At 44.5% G+C, this 22,841-nt stretch carries 22 protein-coding genes; all 22 read left to right on the forward strand.

The genetic code is table 11. The annotated features are described in order from the left end of the window. The first annotated feature begins 62 nt into the window (after positions 1-62). The 22 genes from ACK2JC_RS25505 to ACK2JC_RS25610 all read left to right on the forward strand — a co-directional run bounded on the left by ACK2JC_RS25505 (position 63) and on the right by ACK2JC_RS25610 (position 22,613). A complete protein-coding gene (locus tag ACK2JC_RS25505; protein WP_411338027.1) occupies positions 63-848 on the forward strand; it encodes a ParA family protein in 786 nt (261 codons plus the stop codon). After that, positions 838-1,734, forward strand: coding sequence for a ParB/RepB/Spo0J family partition protein (locus tag ACK2JC_RS25510; RefSeq protein WP_411338028.1), 897 nt, complete (start codon positions 838-840; stop codon positions 1,732-1,734). The genes ACK2JC_RS25505 and ACK2JC_RS25510 overlap by 11 nt, the downstream gene beginning before the upstream one ends. 2 nt (positions 1,735-1,736) lie before the next feature. After that, entirely contained in the window at positions 1,737-2,921 is a 1,185-nt protein-coding gene (locus ACK2JC_RS25515; protein WP_411338029.1) for a DUF6017 domain-containing protein, read from the forward strand. Further along, positions 2,922-3,575, forward strand: coding sequence for a hypothetical protein (locus ACK2JC_RS25520; RefSeq protein ID WP_411338030.1), 654 nt, complete (start codon positions 2,922-2,924; stop codon positions 3,573-3,575). It abuts the gene before it with no gap. Between the two features lie 47 nt (positions 3,576-3,622). Continuing rightward, positions 3,623-3,991: a hypothetical protein gene (locus tag ACK2JC_RS25525; protein ID WP_304973142.1), complete on the forward strand. Its 369-nt coding sequence runs from the start codon at positions 3,623-3,625 to the stop codon at positions 3,989-3,991. An 86-nt stretch (positions 3,992-4,077) separates the two neighbouring features. Continuing rightward, positions 4,078-4,845, forward strand: coding sequence for a class I SAM-dependent methyltransferase (locus ACK2JC_RS25530; protein WP_304973143.1), 768 nt, complete (start codon positions 4,078-4,080; stop codon positions 4,843-4,845). 117 nt (positions 4,846-4,962) lie between these two features. Next, positions 4,963-5,493 carry a hypothetical protein gene (locus ACK2JC_RS25535; protein ID WP_411338032.1) on the forward strand — a complete coding sequence of 177 codons (531 nt, stop codon included), beginning with the start codon at positions 4,963-4,965 and terminating at the stop codon, positions 5,491-5,493. A gap of 160 nt (positions 5,494-5,653) precedes the next feature. Then, positions 5,654-7,018: an IS1182 family transposase gene (locus tag ACK2JC_RS25540; protein ID WP_411337769.1), complete on the forward strand. Its 1,365-nt coding sequence runs from the start codon at positions 5,654-5,656 to the stop codon at positions 7,016-7,018. Between the two features lie 293 nt (positions 7,019-7,311). After that, positions 7,312-7,527, forward strand: a complete 216-nt coding sequence (locus tag ACK2JC_RS25545; protein ID WP_004070260.1) for a Maff2 family mobile element protein — start codon at positions 7,312-7,314, stop codon at positions 7,525-7,527. A 5-nt stretch (positions 7,528-7,532) separates the two neighbouring features. Beyond that, positions 7,533-8,405 carry a VirB6/TrbL-like conjugal transfer protein, CD1112 family gene (locus ACK2JC_RS25550; RefSeq protein ID WP_411338034.1) on the forward strand — a complete coding sequence of 291 codons (873 nt, stop codon included), beginning with the start codon at positions 7,533-7,535 and terminating at the stop codon, positions 8,403-8,405. Between the two features lie 50 nt (positions 8,406-8,455). Next, positions 8,456-8,881: a PrgI family protein gene (locus tag ACK2JC_RS25555; RefSeq protein ID WP_138262884.1), complete on the forward strand. Its 426-nt coding sequence runs from the start codon at positions 8,456-8,458 to the stop codon at positions 8,879-8,881. After that, on the forward strand, positions 8,811-11,327 hold the full coding sequence (locus ACK2JC_RS25560; RefSeq protein ID WP_411338036.1) for a VirB4-like conjugal transfer ATPase, CD1110 family: 2,517 nt from the start codon (positions 8,811-8,813) through the stop codon (positions 11,325-11,327). Before ACK2JC_RS25555 ends, ACK2JC_RS25560 begins: the two co-directional genes overlap by 71 nt. Beyond that, positions 11,327-13,867 (forward strand): CD1108 family mobile element protein, encoded by a 2,541-nt coding sequence (locus ACK2JC_RS25565; protein WP_411338038.1) that lies wholly within the window; start codon positions 11,327-11,329, stop codon positions 13,865-13,867. Before ACK2JC_RS25560 ends, ACK2JC_RS25565 begins: the two co-directional genes overlap by 1 nt. Positions 13,868-13,877: 10 nt before the next feature. After that, a complete protein-coding gene (locus ACK2JC_RS25570) occupies positions 13,878-14,138 on the forward strand; it encodes a cell envelope biogenesis protein TolA (RefSeq protein WP_107435699.1) in 261 nt (86 codons plus the stop codon). Next, positions 14,116-15,741 carry a CD1107 family mobile element protein gene (locus ACK2JC_RS25575; protein WP_411338041.1) on the forward strand — a complete coding sequence of 542 codons (1,626 nt, stop codon included), beginning with the start codon at positions 14,116-14,118 and terminating at the stop codon, positions 15,739-15,741. Before ACK2JC_RS25570 ends, ACK2JC_RS25575 begins: the two co-directional genes overlap by 23 nt. An 8-nt stretch (positions 15,742-15,749) precedes the next feature. Further along, complete coding sequence (locus ACK2JC_RS25580; protein WP_411338043.1) at positions 15,750-16,322, forward strand: MT-A70 family methyltransferase; 573 nt, start codon at positions 15,750-15,752, stop codon at positions 16,320-16,322. After that, positions 16,313-18,418, forward strand: coding sequence for a DNA topoisomerase 3 (locus ACK2JC_RS25585; RefSeq protein WP_411338045.1), 2,106 nt, complete (start codon positions 16,313-16,315; stop codon positions 18,416-18,418). The genes ACK2JC_RS25580 and ACK2JC_RS25585 overlap by 10 nt, the downstream gene beginning before the upstream one ends. Before the next feature lie 13 nt (positions 18,419-18,431). Next, positions 18,432-19,196: a DNA-methyltransferase gene (locus tag ACK2JC_RS25590; RefSeq protein WP_411338047.1), complete on the forward strand. Its 765-nt coding sequence runs from the start codon at positions 18,432-18,434 to the stop codon at positions 19,194-19,196. A gap of 12 nt (positions 19,197-19,208) precedes the next feature. Further along, a complete protein-coding gene (locus ACK2JC_RS25595; protein ID WP_411338049.1) occupies positions 19,209-19,538 on the forward strand; it encodes a helix-turn-helix domain-containing protein in 330 nt (109 codons plus the stop codon). 174 nt (positions 19,539-19,712) lie between these two features. Next, on the forward strand, positions 19,713-20,750 hold the full coding sequence (locus ACK2JC_RS25600) for a hypothetical protein (RefSeq protein WP_411338051.1): 1,038 nt from the start codon (positions 19,713-19,715) through the stop codon (positions 20,748-20,750). Positions 20,751-20,766: 16 nt separating this feature from the next. Beyond that, on the forward strand, positions 20,767-22,260 hold the full coding sequence (locus ACK2JC_RS25605) for a hypothetical protein (RefSeq protein WP_411338053.1): 1,494 nt from the start codon (positions 20,767-20,769) through the stop codon (positions 22,258-22,260). Between the two features lie 35 nt (positions 22,261-22,295). Next, the gene (locus ACK2JC_RS25610) at positions 22,296-22,613 is read left to right on the forward strand and encodes a hypothetical protein (RefSeq protein ID WP_411338054.1); all 318 of its coding nucleotides are present in this window, start codon (positions 22,296-22,298) and stop codon (positions 22,611-22,613) included. Positions 22,614-22,841: the final 228 nt, after the last annotated feature.

The raw sequence follows: 22,841 nt of genomic DNA on the forward strand, positions 1-22,841 counted from the left end.
TATGTGGAAGTCAAAAAAAGCAACGTAAAAGAATCATAGCAGAAGCAAAGGAGAGTTTAATCATGTGTAAAATAATCGCTATCGCAAACCAGAAAGGCGGAGTGGGCAAGACCACCACAACAAGCAATTTAGGAATCGGACTGGCAAAACAGGGTAAAAGAGTGCTGTTAATAGACGCAGACGCACAGGGAAGCCTTACTGCAAGCCTTGGCTATACAGAGCCGGATACTTTGGAAGTCACGCTTGCAACCATTATGGGGGATTTAATCAATGACGAGGAAGTAGAGCCGACGGAGGGTATCCTGCACCATGAGGAAGGGATAGACCTTATGCCGGGGAATATCGAATTATCCGGTCTGGAGGTTTCCCTTGTGAATGTCATGAGCCGGGAAACAATACTGAGGTCATACATGGAGATAGTCAGGGGGAATTACGATTATATCCTGATAGACTGTATGCCTTCACTCGGCATGATTACCATAAATGCCCTTGCCTGTGCCGACAGCATACTGATACCCGTACAGGCGGCATACCTGCCCGTCAAAGGCTTGCAGCAGCTCATTAAGACGGTTGGCAAGGTAAAGCGGCAGATTAACCCGAAGCTGGAGATTGAGGGCATATTGCTGACAATGGTGGACAGCCGGACGAACTATGCAAAGGACATCAGTGCCATGCTGAAGGAAGCCTATGGGGGCAGTGTAAGGATATTTACGAACAGTATCCCTATTTCGGTAAGGGCGGCGGAGATTTCTGCGGAAGGTGTCAGCATTTACAGGCATGATCCAAAAGGGAAGGCAGCGGCAGCTTATGATTCTCTGACAAAGGAGGTGCTTGGAAATGGGCAGTAATGCAAAAGCAGGAAGCGCATCAAAAGTTAAGATAGAGAAATTTGAGGATTTATTCGGCGGTTCTGCGGGGCAGGAAAGCTCCGTAGAACAGATTATCAATGCGCCGCTTGCAGACCTTCATACATTCAAAGACCACCCTTTCCGGGTGGTGGATGATGAGAAGATGGAGGAAACAACGGAGAGTATCCGCCAGTATGGTGTGCTGGTTCCGGGCATTGCAAGACCGAGGGCAGGCGGCGGCTATGAAATCATAGCCGGACACCGCAGAAAACGGGGTTCAGAGCTTGCCGGAAAAACACAGATGCCAGTGATTGTCCGCAATTATACCGATGATGAAGCGACAATTATCATGGTGGACTCCAACATTCAGAGGGAGGACATTTTACCAAGCGAAAAGGCGAGAGCCTACAAAATGAAGTATGAAGCGATGAAGCATCAGGGGAAAAAGTCAGGGAAGAACACCCTTGATGAAGTGGGGGAAGCTGCTGGGGAAAATGCGAAAAAGGTTCAGCGGTATATATGGCTGTCAAGGCTTTCCGATGAGCTTCTTGAAATGGTGGACACTAAAAAATTAGGTTTTTCACAGGGCGTAGATATATCCTTTCTGACGGAGGAAGCACAGCAGTGGGTACAGGCTGTCATTGGGGAACAGGGATGCAGTGTCAGCATGGTGCAGTCCGGAAAACTTAAAGAATATGGCAAAAGTGGCGAGCTGACATTGGCAATGGTTAAGCTGATTTTGTCAGAAGAAAAGCCGAAGGAAAGAAAAATCACTATAAAATCAGACAAGATTGGCGAATACTTTTCAGACAGCTATTCCAATGAGGAGATTGAAAACATTATTATTTCGCTTCTTGATAAATGGAAAGAGGAAGGGGCTGTTTGATAATGGGATACTTAACAAGCGGAAACATAATTGTTGACGCAATGGGTTCCATAAATATTACCGGAAACATTATTCCTGCTGTCTGGTACAGGACAATCACAAAGGAGAATGGGAAACCATATCTCCTTGCGATTGTTATTCTGGCAGATATTGTTTACTGGTATCGCCCTTCTGAGGTGCGGGATCAGGGAACCGGACATATCCTCGGCTGGAAAAAGAAATTTTCTGAGGATATTCTAAGGCAGAGCTATCAGTATTATGCGGATTTATTTGGAGAATCTAAGAAAACAATTAAAACCGCAATGGATAAATTGGAAAAATTACAGGTAATCAGGAGGGAGTTCCGGACAGTCAGTTATGGAGATGGGCTTGTCTGTAATAATGTGATGTATGTGGAACTGAAACCGGATATGCTGTACCAACTGACATTTCCAGAGGAAATCCCTGCAATGGACGGATTGGACGATTCAGGTGCAGGTGCGTCTGATGATAAAACGGGAGGGAGACTCTCTACAAAATCGGATGCCCCTATGGAAATTTTGGGAGGGAGGGGTATCCGGAACGGGACACAGGTATCGACAAACTTGGATACAGGTCATGACGAAATGGGAAATACCCTCCTGCCGAAAACAGATACAGGTCTGCACCAAAACGGGGGGACAAATACAAATACTTCTGCAAATATTTCTGGCGGAGAATCCTATCCAATCAATCAATCTGCACAGGAGATAAAAGAAAAACAGGGCAAGCCGGATAATGATATGATTGATGTGATGGATGATGCCAACGCCTACATGGAAATCATCAAAGAAAATATTGAGTATGAGCATCACATGAAATATGGTGACTGGAGCGAAAAGGGGCTGTATGAGGAACTTTATGAGGTGATCTGCGAGATTGTGTGCGTGAAGCGAAGGACGGTAAAGGTTAATGGGGAGGATTACCCTTATGAGCTTGTGAAGTCAAAATTCCTGAAGCTGAACAGCTCCCATTTGGAGTATGTGATCGGCTGCATGAAGGAAACCACAACCAAGATAACTAACATCAGGGCGTACATGGTGACTGCCCTCTACAATGCACCGAATACCATGAACCACTATTACCAGCAGTTGGTACAGCATGATATGTATGGTGGAGGGTGGCAGGAAAAGGGATTATTTAATCCCGAACCGGAAGGAGATGGATAAATGGAGTCAATGCGTGATGTTGACCGGGTAATGGAACGGGAGGCTGCAAAGGGAAGCTGCCCATTAAGGTTTGTGAAAATAGATTTCAGCGATTCCCCTTATCAGGAGATTGCATCAAGGGAAAAGCTGTTAGAGGTACTATCCTACCTGTTGCGGACAGGCGATTATGGCAGGTTTGCCGGGAAAGGGACGGGGAATAATGTTTACATGGATATTAAAGGCAAAAAAGCAGCTTTCAAGCGTACCCGTTCTTTTATTGACCGGAATAACATATTTTCCGCAATCCGCAGGTATGGGAAGAAAATAAAGCCAGATTTTGACGGGCATACTTATCTGGAAACAGTGCGGTGCTGCTTTGAACTGCCGGAAGGGGAACAGGAAAAGTACCGGGTAACTTATGACGGGCAGGAAACATTCGCTTTCCCTATGTCAGATAAATATATCCTCGGACTTTACACGCACTGTATCTCGGCAAGGCGGGCAGTATCGGCGGATATGGATATTTCAGGCACAGACTTTTCAGATAAAGAACAGGGCATTGCCAGTCTGGAGGGAGTGCGTAACGTGCTGTTCCAGTGCCTTTTGTTTGACACGATAAAATGCGGGGAAGCTATGTTATATGCTGACCTCTGCACGATTTACTGTTTAAAATGAAATAGGTAACTTTTGGACTTTTTGTCCAGAAGTGGGAAGGAGCATATATGGCAGAAAAATATATTACGGAAGAACAGCGGGCAAGATGCCGGAAGGTTGCGGATGCGTTCGCAGAACTGTATGATCTGACCGATGTGGTGGTAGCGGATGCCGGGAGGTTTGGGGTTGTCCGTCTGCAATGGTTCAGCGAGGGAGAAGGTTTTGATTCGGCAATGGCTTTTTCGGACAGTGGAGAATTGTTTGAGGAACTGTGGCGGATATGGTATGAACATGAAGTTTTAACGCCTGTGTTGGGAACGCCGCTTGCGGAGCTTGACTATGACGAGATATTCCAGACGCTTTCCAAAAACAGGCAGGAGGAAATATCGGAGAAAAAGAAGTATTTCCTTGACCAATGCAAAGATGCTTTCGGTTAATCAGCAGATATGTTTCTCCCAAGTTGTGTTCCCGCTAAAAACAAGTTATAATGGTGCTGACGAATCGGTATTTGAGGAGGACAAAAATGGAATATACAAAGGATGATTTAATTGAAGCAAAAAGGCAAATTTGGGGAGGGGGAGAGAACATGGGAACAGAGGAAAGTAAAAAAATCTGGGAGAAAAACGCACAATTTTGGGATAATGCAATGGGTGACAAATCTAATGAATTTCACAGAGAGGTAGTACGTCCCAAAGTAACGGAACTTTTATCTCCTAATCCTGCGGATTACATTTTGGATATTGCGTGTGGCAATGGAAATTATTCTTCGTATCTTGCACAAAGAGGCGCTTCGATTGTCGCTTTTGATTACAGCAAAAAAATGATAGAATTGGCTAAAAGACGGCAATCACAATATGCAAAACAAATTGAATTTTGTGTAGCGGATGCGACCAATAGAGAAAGTATATTAGAATTAAAAAGAAATCGAGCCTTTACGAAAGCAGTTTCTAATATGGCAATTATGGATATTACGGATATTGAACCACTTCTTATGGCTGTTTATGAACTGTTGGAGGAAAGCGGAATTTTTGTCTTTGCAACGCAACACCCTTGTTTTATCACGTTGACTGAAAAATATATGACACCGCACAGTTACTATGGTATAGCGATTGAAGGGCAACCGGAGGAGCAGATTTATTATCATCGTTCCATACAAGATATTTTTAACCTTTGTTTTAGAGCTGGATTTGTCATTGATGGATTTTATGAAGAATGTTTCAAAACCAACAAAGAAATTCCTATGGTAATGATAGTAAGGCTTAAAAAGGTAAAACGTGATAGCTTAAAATAAATTTCAGTTTATAGAGTAATTAATGGGAACGCTTTTCCGAAAAGGGAGATATTTTACAATCCCAGAGCGTTTTCTGTTAAAATAGACCGTATCAGGATAAAGGCAGGAGTGGTGTATTTGGGAAACAGGAAGCGGCTGAAAAGGGCGGACAGGACATACAAAGACTTAAAGCAGAAACAGAAAGCAAAGATAGCGGACGGTATGTTTGAAAAGACCTGTGATTATTACAGGGAGCATGGCAAGATGCCGGAAGGAGAGGACTGTGAAAAAATTGCGGGGCAAATCTACCAGAGGGTAAAGGGGTTAGCGGAAAAGGCTTCCTTTGATGAAATATACAGTCTGTATCTTTACCGATTGCCACGTTATGAAACAAGGATAGCGGAGAACGGGCTTCCAGAAAAGGCAGAGAAAAAGAAAGAAGATACAGACAAGCCGAAAACCAAGAAAAAGGGTATGAGCAAAAAGGTATGCCCGAACTGCGGCAGGAAGATGAAACAGCAGTTTATCGGTTTGCAGCACTGTAAATGCGGCATGAGCTGGAAGAAAGATATAGGATATTTTGAGCGTACCGGGGATATGGTCTTTGCTTTGGAACGCAGGAAAGTCGGGAAAAAGACGAAGCAGTGTCCGGTGATCCGGTACAGGTAAATTGAATATGGTAAACAGCGTAAGGGCAGTTATAGACCGTAAACAGCGGTTTGTAGCTGCCCTTTTTGCATTTAGGAAACTTTTGGACTTTTTGGGGCTGTTGACAAAGTCCCCTTAGCGCCGGAAATATGATATAATGAAAAAAAGAGCGGAGAGGGGGATGGGAATGCAACTGAAGCTGCACATGGTAACGATAGAAGATTTGGTCCCAGAGGGACACTTTCTGCGAAAACTGGAAGCCACGCTGGACTTGTCCTTCATTCATGAAGAAACAGCCCATCTGTACAACCGCAGATACGGCCGCCCACCCATTGCCCCTGTTGTGCTGGTAAAATATCTGCTGGTAGGATACCTGTACGGGATCCCATCGGAACGGCAGATCGAACAGCGTATCCAGACAGATGTGGCCCTGCGGTGGTATCTGGGCCTGGATCTGTTTGACCGGGTACCGGACCACAGCACCATCTCTCAGCTGCGCCGTCGCAAGCCTTCTTTCCGCAAGGTTTTCCGTCGGCTGTTTGAGGAAGTGGTGCGGCAGTGCATTGAAAAAGGTCTGGTCAGCGGGAAATTGGCAGCTACCGACTCTACCCATGTAAAGGCCAATGCCTCCCGTGCGTCGGAGCATCTGGTGGAAATGCCCGAGGAACCGGGCGTATACTGGGAACGGCTGGACGGCTACGAGGAAGAAGGACTGCAGAAACTGGAGAAACGGACCGGACACCGCCGGAAGAAGCGGACAAAGCAAATCAAGCGGGACAGCCGCCGCAGCCACAAGCGTGTGAGCCGGACTGATCCGGAGGCAGGGCATATGAAACGGCCGGGGAAGCCGGAGGGCCAGTACTACCTGAGCCATCAAACCCTGGACACGGACCACGGTGTGATCCTGGGTGTGACGGTGACACCGGGCGATGTGCATGATTCCGTGCCATACCTGGACCATCTGGAGCAGATCCATCGAAATGTCTTCCCCATTCAGGCGGCCACAGCGGACGCCGCTTACGATTTTCCTCTGGCCCACCGTGTGCTGGAGGAGCAGGGAATCTCCTTTTATGTCAGGCCGCAGCCTTCTGCTGATAGGACCAAGGCGGAATTCAAACGGGATGCCTTTTCTTATGATGCGGAGAAAGATGTTTATCAATGCCCCAATGGGAAAGAGCTTCGAGTGAAGGGGCTGTACCGCAGCGCCAGCGGTGTGTACTGGGAGTATTGGGCAGACCGCGGAGACTGCCGGAGCTGTCCTTTCCGGGAGAAATGTTTGAGCGAAAATGATAAACGCGGCGCACGAAGGCTGCTGGATACCTACTTCCGTCCCACAGTACGGCGGCATCTCGCCCGGCAAAACGAGCCGGACTATCTGGATGCGCTGCGCAAGCGGCAGATCTGGTGCGAGGGCACGTTTGCCGCCCAAAAGTGGGGACATAACTTAACACGCGTCTTACGACGGGGTTTAGAGGCAGCGGAGGACCACTGCCTCCTCTCGGCGACCGCTTTGAACTTAAAAAGGATGATAAGATGTATGGGATGACGCCGGTAGGCGTCTTTTTTATTGCTTTTTTCCGCTCGTAATAAATGATCAGGCACTTTGTCAACAGCCCCAAAAAGTCCAGAAGTTAAAAAACGGAGTTTTGTATGTGCTTTGGAACGGACAAAACAAGACACCCGGCACAGCCTATCGCCAAACAGAATGTACCGGATGCTCGCAGGGTTCACCCAAAGGATTTCCCTGCCCTTATTTTAACATACAGGGCAGGGAATTTACATATCAAAGCTCTTTCTTTATCAAAAAATCAAATTTCAGGAAAGAAAGAGGTAATCAAAATGGCATTTTTTACAACAGCAGTAACAGGATTAAAGACAGTCGTAACAGCAATCGGCGCAGGCGTGGGTGTATGGGGCGTCATCAATCTGCTTGAGGGATATGGAAATGATAATCCGGGCGCAAAATCACAGGGAATCAAGCAGCTTATGAGTGGCGGCGGCATTATTATTGTGGCGCAGACGGTGATCCCTCAGCTCTCCAGCCTGTTCTCATAAGATAAATGGGAGGCATCATTGATAAAATTACTGAGTTCATAAAGGAAATGCTGCAAGGGTGGGTGCTGTCCAATCTCGAAACCATGTTTATTGATGTCAATGACAAGGTAGGTACGATTGCGGGGGAGGTCAGCACAACGCCCAGCGCATGGAACTCCGGCATTTTCAACATGATAAAAACATTGTCGGAGAATGTGATTGTTCCCATAGCGGGGATGATCATCAGCTTCGTGCTGATTTATGAGCTGATAACAATGGTGATAGATAAGAACAACATGCATGACTTTGATACAAGCCTGTTCTTCCGTTTTTTATTCAAGGCTTGCATCGCTGTCATGCTGCTTTCCAAGACTTTTGATATTGTCATGGCGGTATTTGACGTTGGAAGCCATGTAGTGACGCAGGCGGCAGCTTCCATATCAGGCTCCACAAGCCTTGATGTGGAAGCAACGCTTACTTCCATGTTCAACAGCCAGATTGACACAATGGGCATCGGGGAGCTGATCGGTTTAGGTCTTGAAACTATGGTAATCAGCCTGTGTATGAAAATCATGTCCGTCCTCATCACCGTCATTTTATACGGGCGCATGATTGAAATATACCTTTATGTGTCAGTAGCGCCAATCCCGGCAGCGACAGTTACCAACCGGGAATGGGGTACAATCGGAACGAATTATTTGAAAGGGCTTGTCGCACTTGCGTTTCAGGGGTTCTTCATCATGGTGTGCGTGGCGATTTATGCGGTGCTGGTTGCCAGTGTCGCAGTGGCGGGCAACCTGCACAGCGCATTATGGTCGGTAGCGGCATATACCGTAATCCTCTGTTTCAGTTTGTTCAAGACAGGCTCTCTCAGTAAATCAATTTTCAATGCCCACTAAGCACAAAAGGCTGTGCTTGGCGGGCATTGCCCACGAAAGGAGCAAAATTTATGGCAATTTCAGTACCAGTGCCAAAAGACCTGAGTGGAATCAAGACAAAAGTAGCATTGAACCTTACCAAAAGGCAGATTATCTGCTTTTCAGGAGCTGCCCTTGTGGGTGTTCCTCTATATTTCCTCACAAAAGGGGTATTAGGCACACAGGGGGCAGCGCTTATCATGGTGGGCGCAATGCTGCCATTCTTCTTTTTGGCAATGTATGAAAAAGACGGTTTCCCGGCAGAGAAGATTTTATACTTCATGCTCCGGCAGAAGGTACTCACGCCGGGAATCAGACCGTATAAATCGGAAAACCTCTACGAGCAGTTGGAGGAACGGGAAAAAATCAGGAAGGAGGTATGTTTCCTTGAAGAAAAGGCTTTTAAAAAATCCTCAGCAAAAGGCGGCAGTGGGAAAGCCAAAGCCGCAGAAAGATAGACAGACGCCGGAAAAGGAGGGACTTACTTTTTCCGAAAAGAAGCGGTTAGCGGAGCTTAAACGTATCCTTGCCGGGAATAGCAAAGAACAAGCGAAGCCGGATACCGCACAGAAAACCATTACATTCAAAAAAATGTACAGGGACGGCATTTGTCAGGTGGCAGACACTTATTATACAAAAATGGTGGAGTTTTTTGACATCAACTATGACCTGCTGGAAGTGGAGGATCAGGCGGATATTTTGGAGGAATACAGCAAACTGATTAACTATTTTGATCCGTCCATAAGATTCCAGTTGTTCTTATTCAACAGGCAGGTCAGCGAGCAGGCTCTTGCGGAGCAGTTCGACACTCCCCTGCAGGACGATGATTTTAACGATATTCGTGAGGAATACACACAGATGTTAAAGCACCAGTCGGCAAAAGGCAACAATGGCATCATCAAATCAAAATACATTATTTTTGGCGTGGAAAGCACTGGCATCAAAGAAGCAAGGAGCAAGTTAAACAACATCGAGAAAGATGTGGTACATAATTTAAACAATATCGGCACAAACGCCAGAGGTCTTGACGGGAAGGAAAGGCTCCGTATCTTACATGAATATTTTAATCAAGGTACGATGGAGCCTTTCCGTTTTTCCTTTAAGGAACTGTCAGAATCCGGGAAGTCAGTCAAAGATTATATTGCGCCGCCGGGGTTTGATTTTCGCTATCCGAGCCGCTTTAAGTCCGGCAGCATTTATGGGAGCGTGTCCTATCTTGATATGATTGCGCCGAAGTTTACGGACGAGATGATTAAGAAGCTGCTGGACATTGATGACAACCTTACCCTTACCATGCACATGCAGACCATTGATCCGGTGGAAGCAATCAAGATGATAAAACGTGCGCTCACCGACATTCAGAAAATGAAGATTGAGGAACAGAAGAAAGCAGTCCGGAGCGGCTACGATATGGATATTCTCCCTACGGACATCGTGACGTATGAGAAAGACACGCTGGAGCTTTTAGACGATCTGAACACAAGCAACCAGAAACTTATCAAGATGACATTTCTCATTACCTGTTACGGGAGGACAAAGAGGGAGCTTGAAAACCTCACGCAGAGGGTGTCCGGCATTATCCAGCAGGCAAACTGTAATCTGCGGTGCTTGCAGTATTTACAGGAACAGGGGTTAATGGCAAGTGCGCCGATTGGCTGTAACGATGTGGGGATTGAAAGAAACCTTACCACAAAAAGCGCCGCTGTCCTTGTACCGTTCTGCACACAGGAGCTTTTCATGCCCGCACCGGCTATTTATTACGGTCTGAACGCACTTTCAAACAACATGATTATGGCAGACCGGAAAAGGCTCCGTACACCCAACGGTGTAATTTTAGGTACACCCGGCAGTGGTAAATCATTCAGTGCAAAGCGTGAGATTTTATCCTGTTTCCTTATCACGAAGGACGATATTATTATCTGCGATCCGGAGGGCGAGTATTTTCCATTGGTTCAGGCGCTTCATGGTCAGGTGGTAAAGCTTTCCACCAATTCAAAGGACTTCTTAAATCCGATGGATATTCAGCTTTCCCACAAAGGGGATAAGGAAGCATTGAAATTAAAGAGCGATTTCCTGATTACGCTGTGTGATTTGATTGCCGGAGGGAAAAACGGTCTTGAGAATGATGAGAAGGGCATCATTGACACCTGTATCAAGCATATCTATGACAGATATTTTGCAGAACCAAAACCGGAGAATATGCCCATACTGGAAGATTTGTATAATGCGCTGTTAAAGTATGAGCCGAGGGATGTTGCGCCGGAAATGCAGAGGGAAGCGAAGCAGAAAGCGGTCAGGATTGCAAACAGCCTTGTGCTGTATGTGCATGGCTCGCAGAATTATTTTAACCATAGGACTAACGTGGACGCACACAACCGGATTATGTGTTTTGATATTCGAGACTTGGGAAACCAGTTAAAAGAGATTGGAATGTTGATTGTACAGGATGCAGTCTGGAACAGGGTGTCGCAGAACCGGGAGCGCAAAGTTGCCACAAGATACTACTGTGACGAGTTCCATTTGCTTTTGAAGGAAAAGCAGACAGCTATCTATTCGGTGGAGATTTGGAAGCGTTTCAGGAAATGGGGCGGGATACCGACAGGCTTGACGCAGAATGTGGGCGATTTTCTAAAATCGGAGGAAATCGAGGGCATCTTGGGGAACAGCGATTTTGTGTACCTGTTAAACCAGAACGCCAAAGACCAGCATATCCTGGCGGACAAGCTGGGGCTGTCGGAAAAACAGCTCATGCACGTTACCAATTCCGAGCCGGGAAGTGGTCTGATACTGTTTGACAATGTGGTAATCCCATTCGTGGATAAGTATCCGGCTGATACAAAAACATTTGCGATTATGAACACAAAACCGGAGGAATCGGTAACGAAGGAAGATGAGGAAAGTTAATGGCAGAAAAGAAAGAAAAGAAAAAACAGGATACCGCCTGCCGTAAAGAAGTAAATGCAGAGTTCCGTAAAGGAGCTGGCAGTGCTTTTAAAGGTGGCGGCAATGCTGCCTATCAGCCGAGGGATGCCAATGCCGGGAAGCCGGGGCATGGTTCAGCCGGGAAAAGGCAGACGGAAAAGAGTATGCAGGCGCATCAGGAAACTTTTGGACAAAAAGTCCAAAAGTCAGGGCAGGAAGAAAAGTCTGGTTTTGGAAAGGAAAATAATGCTTTTACCGGGCAGAACAATTTCAGCCAGCCGGAGGAAATGGAGAAAAAACAGCCGGATACGGAAGATTACCACCGGAGGGATACTTACAGGCAGTCGCAGGAAAAAGGGAAATACCACAAAAAACGGGTGCAGAAGGAACACCGGGGCAGGGAAAACACAAAAAATAGTACCTTTGCGGAAGATGTTTTTACGGAGAATACGGGAAATGCCTTTCAGGAGGATGGCGGTTCTGATTTTACGGGCAGTAAAAAGCTGCAAAAAAAACAGCGGCAGGCAGAAAAAGCCGGGAAGAAGGTACAGAAGGCAAGGGCAAAGCTGCCAAAGACAAGGGAATACACTTTGCAGAGAGTATTTGACGAGAAAACCGGGAAAGGAAAATATGTGGTTGTTCCTCTGGATAAGGAAAAACCCTTCAGGCAGGAGAGCATACCCAAAACAACCATGCGCCGAATGCGGAATGAGAGCCGGAATTTTGTGCATGGGAAGATTGCTGAAACGGAGAAAGAAAATTCAGCGGTGGAGGGCGCACACAAATCAGAGCAGAAAGGGGAAGAACTGTTTTCTTTCGTCAAAAGGCAGATAAAAGGAAAAGGGCAGAAACAGCGGGCGAAGGTGGCAAAGCTGGAAAAAAAGCAGTTTAAAAAGGAAGTCAATTTCCAGTACCAGAAGTTTTTGGAGGAAAATCCGCAGATGCAGAAAAAAACATTGCAGAAGCGGTTGCAGAAACAGCGCATCAAGCGGGAATACATGAAAGCGAGGAAGAAAGCGGCGGCATCTAAGGCAGCGGAGCAGGCGTTTGAAAAGACGAAAAACGGTGCGGTCACTGTGGCAAGGAAGTTACAGGAGTTTGCAAGGAAAAATGCGGGCTTGCTTGTGACGGTGGGTATCATGGCTCTGCTCCTTATGATGATTATGGTTTCCGTATCGTCCTGCGGGGCGATGTTTGCGGATACGCAGTCTACGATTTTAGCGGCGAGTTATTTAAGCAAGCCAAAGGAGATTGACGCCGCCGATTTACAATTTACCCGTCTGGAGCTTGACCTGCAGAATGAGATTGACCGGATGGAAACAGACAATCCGGGGTATGACGAATATTCCTATAATCTTGGGGCAATCGGGCATAACCCGTTTACCCTTATCAGTTATTTATCCGCAGTCCATACGGAGTTTACCGCAAGCGGGGTGGAAAGTGAAATACAGGCTCTTTTCGATGAGATGTATACGCTGACGCTTACGCCGGATACGGAAACGAGGACAAGGACAGTCACTGATCCGGATACCGGGGAGGAAAGCGAGGAAGAATACGAGGTCAGTATCCTCAGAGTGACACTTACGGTCATACCGCTTGAGAATATTGTTTCCGGGAAAATGGATACCGAACAGGCGGAGATTTTTGCCATGTACCGGGAAACGAACGGGCTGCTTCAGGAGTTCGCTTCGCCGCTTAACCTCTATTGGTATTACTATGTGTCAAGCTATTACGGATACCGGAAAAACGAGGTCACAGGGAATGAGGAATTTCACCGGGGCGTGGATATAGCAGTCCCGACAGGCACAACTGTATATGCGGCGCATGACGGTACGGTGACAGCGGCGGCATACGACAGCCACTACGGGAATTATGTGGCGATTGAGATAGACGGTTATACAACCAAGTATGCCCACATGGACAGCATCAGTGTGAGTGCGGGGCAGACAGTGGAAAAAGGGGCGGTCATTGGTACAACGGGCAATACCGGGAGCAGCACAGGAAGCCATTTGCATATCGAATGTTTATATAACGGGGAGTATTACAACCCGTTGTTTTATTTTGATGTGGGCGAAGGCACATTGTACGGGGAAACACCGGGCGGACTGCCAGGGAACGCCATACCGCCGGATGCTTACGATGACGCATCGGTACAGGCTCTTATGGAGGAAGCCGCAAAATATTTAGGCTTCCCGTATGTATGGGGCGGCTCAAGTCCGTCCACAAGTTTTGACTGTTCCGGCTTTGTCTGCTGGGTATTTACCAACAGCGGGGTACATAATCTTCCACGAACCACAGCACAGGGGATTTATGACCAGTGTACTCCGGTATCGGCATCAGACGCAAAGGCGGGGGACATTATTTTCTTTACCGGGACTTACAATTCAGCCGGGGCGGTGAGCCATGTAGGGATTTACTGCGGCAATGGGACAATGATACACTGTGGCGATCCAATCAGCTACGCAAGCATCAATTCCCCATACTGGCAGAGCCATTTTTACAGTTTCGGCAGGTTAAATTAAGGAGGCATTTATGACAAAAGAACGCATTGAGAAGGAACTTTCCAAAGTGCGGGCGCAGCTTGAAACATTGCAGGCGAAGCAGAAGGATTTGGAAGAACAGAAACGCATGGCGGAAAGAGCCGAAAAAATGGATATTATCGAAAAGCATAAAATCTCGTCCGAGAAGCTGCAATTACTCATTAAATTCAGCGAGGACGAGATTTTGAAGTTATTGGAAGAAAAAGAAAACGCAAAGGAGATGGCAGGAAATGAAGAAAAAGTTATCAGTTAGGGCAGTGGCGTCGCTGCTGTTATCGGCATTATTGTTCTGTATGCCCATAGGGGCGGTTATGGCGAACAGCGGGAATACGGTAGACGCTTATGCAGAGGAAAGCAGTACCGGAGGGAAAACAGAGGAAAGCACCGGAACAGAGGGCAGCGGAGAAGCAGAGGAAAGCACTGAAACAGAACCCGGTGACAGCGGCGGCGAATCAGAAGGAGAAACGGAGGGCGGAACGGTATCGGGAAATGAAATTCCAAAGCCGGAATGTACCTGTAAAGAAAAATGCATACAGTATTCTTATGATAAGGATTGTAAAGTCTGCAAGGAGGATTACACCCAATGCGAATATGTGAACCCGAATGTAAAAATCACAATCTCCACTCCGTCCGGCTGGCACAATGACACCACAAAGGTACATATCTCCATAGAAGATGTGGCACATTCCGGCAACTTTACCATAAAAACCGTACAGGCGAAAATCGCACAGAATGGGAGCTGGACGGACATTACAGAGGATATGTATGTGGAGATTTCGGAAAATACCACCGTCTATGTGCTTGTGACAGACCAGAGGGGCAAAACATATGAGAAAAACCGCTACATTAAGTGTTTTGATTTCACGAAGCCTACCTTAAACGCTGCGGTCAGTGACGGTCTGTTAAGCGTACAGGCGCATGATACGGATTCCGGCATCAAGGCGGTGTATGTGAACGGGTATGAGTTTACGGAGCTTACAAACGGTGTCTTAAATATCCGCCTGCAGCAGTTTGACGCAGGCTACCAATATTTTACCATTTCCGCTATGGACAACGCCGGAAATATGTCAGAGGTTTATAAAACAGCCAACCCATATTACACCAATCCGGAAAAAGAGGACAGCAGTGAGAAGAACCCGGCAGAGCAACTTCCGGTCAATGCACAGGCAACCAAGCCTTCCTCTGCCACTGCACAGGTAACGGAGCATACCAAAACAGACAGTGAAGGAAACACCGTATCAGAATTAAGCCCTGCGGAACAGAAAAAACAGGCAATGGCGGAAGCGGCGGCATCGGAGGAAGAGGAAACTTCCGGTGACAGTGAAAAGAGCGAGAGGGGGAAGGAATTTTATACAATCCAGACCGCATCGGAAAAAGTGTTCTACCTTATTATTGACCGGGATGGGGAGGAAGAAATGGTGTACTTTCTGACGGAAGTTACGGAAAATGACCTGTTAAACGTGACAGCGGACAGCAGCGAAACCTTACCGAAAAATTCCGCTGCACTGGAATCTGCAATCCCTGTGTCGGAGGGCGCACTTCCCAATAACAACGGGGAACAGGAAACAGAAGAAGAACTTACGGAAGAACCAACTGAGGACGGGGAAGAAAGTACCGAAGAACCTGAACCAGAGCCGGAGAAAACAGAAGAAAATCCGATGGCAACCTATATCATTCTTGGAGTTGTGGCAGCCGCAGCTATTGGTGGCGGTTACTATTTCAAAGTAGTCCGGAAAAAGAAAGAGGAATTTCTTGACGAGGACGATGATGAGGAAGAGGAGGAAGAAGAATACGAAGATGACGAGGAAAACGGGGACAGTGAGGATGATTTTTTTGATGATAACGGGGAGGAGTAACCTGCTGTATGGGAGAGAAGAAATACGGGGTAATTCTGGCAGATCCGCCCTGGCATTTTAAAGTATATTCCCAAAAAGGTGCGGGAAGAAGCGCAGAGAGCCACTATCCCACTATGAATATCGAAGATATTAAGGCACTTCCGGTATCTGATATTGCAGATAAGGACTGTGCCTTATTCCTTTGGGTGACATTCCCCTGCCTTTTGGAAGGTCTGGAAGTGATAAAGGCATGGGGATTTGCCTATAAGACAGTGGCATTTGTGTGGGTAAAACAGAATAAAAAGAGTGAATCGCTTTTTTGGGGTATGGGATACTGGACACGCAGCAATGTGGAGCTTTGCATACTGGCAACAAGGGGCAGACCGAAACGTGTCCATGCAGGAGTGCATCAGGTGGTTGTGTCCCATATCGAGGAACACAGCCGGAAACCGGAAGAAGTCCATGAGCGCATTAAGCGGCTCATGGGCGGTGTACCCAAAATCGAGCTTTTTGCCCGGAGAAAAACGGACGGGTTTGATGTATGGGGAAATGAAGTGGAAAGTGACATTGATTTGACAGGAGGAAAAGAAAAATGCAGTTAGTGATAGCAGAAAAACCGAGCGTTGCAAAGAGCATCGCAGAAGTAATCGGGGCATCGGAAAGCAAAGACGGATATATGGAAGGGAACGGTTATCTTGTGAGCTGGTGCGTGGGGCATCTGGTGGAACTGGCACAGCCGGAAAGCTATGGGGAACAGTGGAAGAAATGGACATATGAGAGCCTTCCCGTAAAGCCGGAGAACTGGCAGTATGAGGTTAAGGCAGATACGAAAGCACAGTATGATGTGCTTTGCCAGTTGATGCACAGGGAAGATGTGGAAGCTGTGGTTTGTGCGACGGACGCAGGGCGTGAAGGGGAGCTTATCTTCCGTCTTGTGTATGAAATGGCAGGCTGTGACAAGCCGATTAAACGCTTGTGGATTTCTTCAATGGAGGAAAGCGCAATCCGGGAAGGGTTTGAGAATTTGCAGCCGGGGAGTGCTTACGATAACCTGTACCATTCTGCACTGTGCAGGCAGGAAGCGGACTGGCTTGTGGGCATCAATGGTACAAGGCTGTTTACTGTTTTGTATGGCGGGAAAGTCCTGAAGGTGGGCAGGGTGCAGACACCCACCCTTGCGATGCTGGTGGACAGGGAAGCAAAGATTATGAATTTCCGGAAGGAAAAATATTACATGGCGCATATCCTGATGGATGGGATTGATGCCGCCACCGGGCGCATTGATGATAAAGAGAAAGCAGATGAAATTGTGGGAGCCTGCCGGAACGGACAGGCTCTTGTTACATCTGTTTTAAAGGAAGAAAAATCCGTTGCGCCGCCGAAACTCTATGACCTTACCACGCTCCAGCGTGATGCGAACCGCCTGTTTGGGTTTACCGCAAAGCAGACCTTAGAGTACACACAGAGCCTTTATGAGAAAAAGTTAGCCACATATCCGAGGACGGACAGCCAGTTCTTATCCGATGATATGGGGCAGACCGCAGAGGGTGTAATCGAAGCGGTGTTCCGTTCCCTGATGTTTGAGGAAAATGTGATTTTCAACCCGGATATAAAAAGGGTGCTGGACAGCAGAAAAGTGACAGACCACCATGCGATTATCCCCACAATGGAGATCGCCGGAGCTGACCTTGCGGCATTGCCGGAAACGGAGCGTAAAATCTTATCTCTGGTTGCAAACCGCCTTTTATGCGCTACCGGGGAGAAACACTTATATGAAACAGTCAGGGCAGAGTTTTCCTGTAATGGACACACTTTTGCGGTTTCCGGGAAGTCTGTCACGCATAACGGGTGGAAGTCTTTTGAAGATGCCTTTAAGCGTTCCTTTAAAATCTCCGGGAATCAGGAGGAAGAAAAAGAGGAAAAGAAGCTGCCAGAACTGTCGGAGGGACAGGCATTTGACGGTGTGCAGACGAAAATCAGCGAGCATTTCACTTCCCCGCCGAAACACTTTACAGAAGATTTATTATTATCTGCAATGGAACGTGCCGGGGCGGAAGATATGGGCGATGATGTGGAGCGGAAAGGCTTGGGTACGCCTGCGACAAGGGCGGACATCATTGAAAAACTGGTAAAAGACGGTTTTGTAAAGCGTGAGAAAAAACAGATCATACCTACTGAGGACGGGTTGAAGTTGATTACAGTCCTGCCGGATGTTGTGAAATCCCCAAAACTTACTGCTGATTGGGAAAATGCCTTGACACTGGTAGCGAAAGGGGAGCTTCCAATGGAGGATTTCATGGCGGAGATTGAAAACATGGTGTCGGAGCTGATACACACCTACCATGAGGTCAGTGATGAACAGAAAAAGATGTTCGCACAGGGACAGGAAGCGCTTGGAACGTGCCCGAACTGCGGCGGTCAGGTGGTAAAAGGAAAATACGGTGCATACTGCACGAATAAATGCGGCATGAATGTGAGCCGGGTTATGGGCGTTTCGCTTACCGATGCACAGGTAAAGGATATGCTTGCCGGAAAGAAAATCCTGTTAAAAGGATTAAAGAGCAAGGCAGGCAAGACTTACGATGCCTATATTATCCCGAGTGGAACAGAGGAATACCACTACACCAAAGACGGGGAAGAAAAAACCGGGGTACAGTTTAAGTTTGTCATGGAATTTCCCAAGAGGAAAAAGAGATAGGGAAGGTGATAGATTGAGCGTATTTCCAGAGGAAAACAGAATAGAAAAGAATCAGGTTTATGAAGCGGACTGTGTGGATGTATTAAAACGCTTTCACTCTGAAAGCGTGGATTTAATCATTGCAGATCCGCCTTATTACCACATGAGAGGGGAGTTTGATTTTGTCTTTCAGTCTGTGCAGGAATATCTGGACTGGTGTTCCGTATGGGCGGCGGAGTGCTGCCGGATTTTGAAACCGACGGGGGCGTTTTATTGCTGGGGAAGCAGCCAGATGATAGATAAACTTTCTGTCAGTGTTTTGGATAAATTGGAGTGGATTAAGAGAAACCTGATTGTCTGGAATTATGGAACAGGGCGTCCGGGGAAAGCAATATACCGGAATGAAGCGGACTTTTTATGGTATTATAGCAAGCCCTTCCATGAGATCAGGCATGATGAAATCCGTATTCCATACCATGCCGGATGGGAGAAGGACAAGAGGAAAAATCCAAAAGGAAAATCCTGCGGGAATGTGTGGGAGTATCCGAGGGTTATGCCCAATTATAAAGAATCAACCGGACACCCTACACAAAAACCGGAAAAACTGGCGGAAAGAATTATTCTTGCAAGCAGTATGCCGGATGATTTGGTTTTTATTCCGTTTGCAGGATCGGGCAGCGAGATAGTCCAATGTATGAAGCATGGGAGAAATTTTATAGCAACAGAGATAAATACATCTTATGTCCGGGATATTATCCTGCCCCGGATAGAGATAACAGGCAAAATGCTTAGAAAATAGGAGGAAAGGGATATGTTTACAACAGGAGATAAGTTATTAAACGTGATGAAAGAGGAAGAAATCAGCATTATGGAGCTTTCCAGAATGTCAGGAGTGCCGGAGAGGACAATCATGGATATTCTGGCAGGCATCAGGGAGCCGGAGCTTGGCGTGGTATGCAGGATTGCGGACGGGCTTGGCATCTGTGTCCATGAGCTTCGTGCCGATGAGGAACAGTATGCAATATCTGTGCAGAAAGATACCCTTGCAAAGCTGATTGTAGTCAGCGAGATTAACGGTGTGGAACTGGAGGAACTGATACGTACCATTCTGGAAAAAGGCATTGAGGAACATGGCTTCTAGGTATAACACTTGATAGAAAATAAATCTCGGCTTTTATTTGATGAAAAGCCGAGATTTATTTTAGGTTTATGCTAGTCGAAAGGAAGTAAATATTGTAGAAAAAGGGTATTTTCTTATTTAAGGCAGTGCCAATGTGTGGTATAATTAAAAAAAGTGTTGGCAGGAGGGACAAGTATGGAAATTGTCATTCAAACGATAAGGATTATTGATTATGAAAATAATGCTGTCTATATAAGAGATACGCCAGAAACATTTTCTGAATATGTAAGACAATTAATTACTTATATAAATGGGAATACTTCTATTAGGGAGTATCGTACACGTTCAGTCAATACGGAAGTAATCAGTTGCATTGTAGATATTGTGAAAAACCAAATTGATGTGGATTATATAACAGATAAAATAGACTTCATTGCCAATAGATTATTGCTAAAAGAACGTGAGGCACAGACATCTGTTGCACATCTGGATACAAATGTGCAAAAAGGTAGTTTGATACAAGCTCTTTTGTATGATGAAGAAAATGATAAGTATACCTATCTGTTAGCAAAGGTAGAGCATACAGATTTTGTAGATGATTCAGATTTTAGTTTTAAGTCAGGTTTTTCAAAAGATATGAAAAAACTTTGGAAGTCTTGTACTTTTGAGATTGATGATTTAAATGCAGCTAGTTTTTCAGCAAAAGTATATTCTAATACTGTTGCAAAATATTGGTATGACAATTTTCTGGAATTAGATCAGGTTGTGAGTGATGAAGTGAATACAGACAAAGCATTTCGGGCAATCGAAAGTACATTAAATAGAAATGTAAAAAATATTGCGCCTAGAGATCATACCTTACTACGAAATACCATGATTACCTATTTTAGATCTAATGATTTTATTGATTATGATACCATGATAAGAAATACAGTGGAAAATTATCACCCGGTGGAATTAGAACAAGAAAAACTGGAAAAGGTAATTGAAAAGCTGCGAGAGTTACCAGAAAAACATAATTTTGATAATCAGTTTAATACGGTTTCCTCTGCTATAAATGCAAGAATTAGAAAAGTATATGATGTTTGTCATGGCGTTCAGTTAAAAATAACGGATGCGATTGAAGATTTTGATGATACAATTAAGGCATATAGAGAGAATGACGGGAATAGATATATAAGAATAAAAACAGATAATGATTTGACATATAGGAGATTTTCAGATCAGGAATGATGAGAGGAGGTAGAGTATGCTTGTAGAATTAATTCAGGCGGCAACTATAAAAGATATTGTTGTTTCAGAAAGAATGAAAGTATATGAAGCCTCTTTTAAATTTGACATAGAGAATGCTCCAGCATATAGTTATTTTTCAAACATAATTCAATTTGTTTCGCAGCGAGATAGAATTAAAATAATTTTGGAAGACGAAGCAGAAAGGATTTTTGATTTTTCAAACACTAGTGAGGAAAGCTATAAAGCATATATAAGAGATGCTTTAGTTGACGAAATTGTAGATGTTAGAATAAAAATTGACAAAGATGTGATAGATGATCATTTTTCTGTTTATGCGTTTAATGAATTTGTTAATGATATATTGTCTTTATCAATAGAAGAAGTGATGATTTCTTTTTCGGACTTGTTAAAACAAGTTTCTGAAATTTTAGTTTTTGATATATATGACACTGTTAGAATGTTTGCGACTAAATCAATGTTTTTTGTGCCATTTGGAAATAGTGTGACTAATTCAGAGTTTAATAGGTCACAAAGAATCGAAAAGTGTAAAGAAGTGTCGTATTTTTATAATTTTGACACTTATGAACTGTTGCCTGATGATTTTAAATTGATGATTGATTATGAAAGCAATCCGTTGACGGAACTTTTTCAAAAACTTACTTTTTTATTATCTATTAGTTTTATCGCAACGTCATCTTCAATTAGTGGAAGTTATCTTAAAGGAATAATAAATGGGCAACGTACAATGGAATATCAATGTGAGATAAATCAATTGCCCAATAATAAAAATTTGTATAGTATATATAACTGGATATATACAGAAGGAAATGCGATTGATAAGGCTATTATAGCAAGAAATGTAATTAGTTTACATTGCAAATATGTTCCTGTAACGGAAATTGATGATAAAGTAATGGCATCAATTCAATCAAATTATAATCTATATTTAAAGGAAAATGTAAAAGAATACTTGGACTTAAAGAATAAGGTTGCCGAATTTATTAGTGAAACTATTTCTAAAACCGGGGAATATGCGACAGGACTGTTAGATAAGTTTAAAGGAAATATAATAGCTATATTTGGTTTTATGTTTTCTGTAATCTTAGCCAATGTTGTTTCAGATCAGCCATTAGATAACATTTTTACAAAGGAAATCACTACATTGGTGGAATGCGTAATAGTGGGTTCATTTGTATATTTGGTGATATGCTATTTACAATCACGCTATGAGATTCAGAAAGTTTATGATAGCTATAATCAGTTGAAACAAAATTATAAAGAAATTTTAACAGAGGAGGATTTGCATGAGATATTTGGCGATGATGAGATGTTATTTAAAATGAAAAAAACAATCAGTAAATCAGAAAAAATTTACATGGGAATGTGGATATTATTTTTGATAAGTGTATTGATTGTTGTGGAGTGTTTAAGTAGTTCACCCAATATACAATTTATTATAGATTTTGTTAAAAAAATATATTTATCAGTTTGTATGAATAATAAAGCATAATAGAAAATATAGTTTATACGAAAGGAATATTTGCGATGAGTAATAGAAATCCAATAGAAAATTTAGGCGATTATAATAAAGTAAGAGAAGATTTGCAAGCAGTAGGGGGTAATTTAGCAGCACTTTATAAAAGTATTGGAGATACAGCGGTTTTTAAAGCAGCACCTAAATTGTTGCTTGGAGGTATAGCAATAGGAGCAGTAGGAGTTATTTCTTTTAACAAATGTGTTGATTTTGTAAAAACCAGAAGACACAAAATCGAGAAAGAACCAGAATTAAAGAAAGAATTTGTGAAGGAATTAAAAGAAGCCTCAAAGGAAGTCGAAGATGAAAGACTTACAAATTCAAAATAAGTAATATGTGAATTATTGAAAATGCTATTGATAAAGATATACATAATAATAGAGTCATAGGTGGCACTTAGGAGAAATCTTAGGTGCTTTTCCTATATAATAAATCAAAGGAGGAGCAGAAAAATTGAATAAAATTTACCGTCACTGGTGGCAATGGCTTATGAACGAACCATAGCCACCTTTTTTATTGCACAAAAACAATAAACAGGAAATGGAGGTTTACCATGA

Origin of the sequence: Enterocloster lavalensis (assembly GCF_046603895.1) — a bacterium.
Taxonomy (GTDB): Bacteria; Bacillota; Clostridia; order Lachnospirales; family Lachnospiraceae; genus Enterocloster; species Enterocloster lavalensis.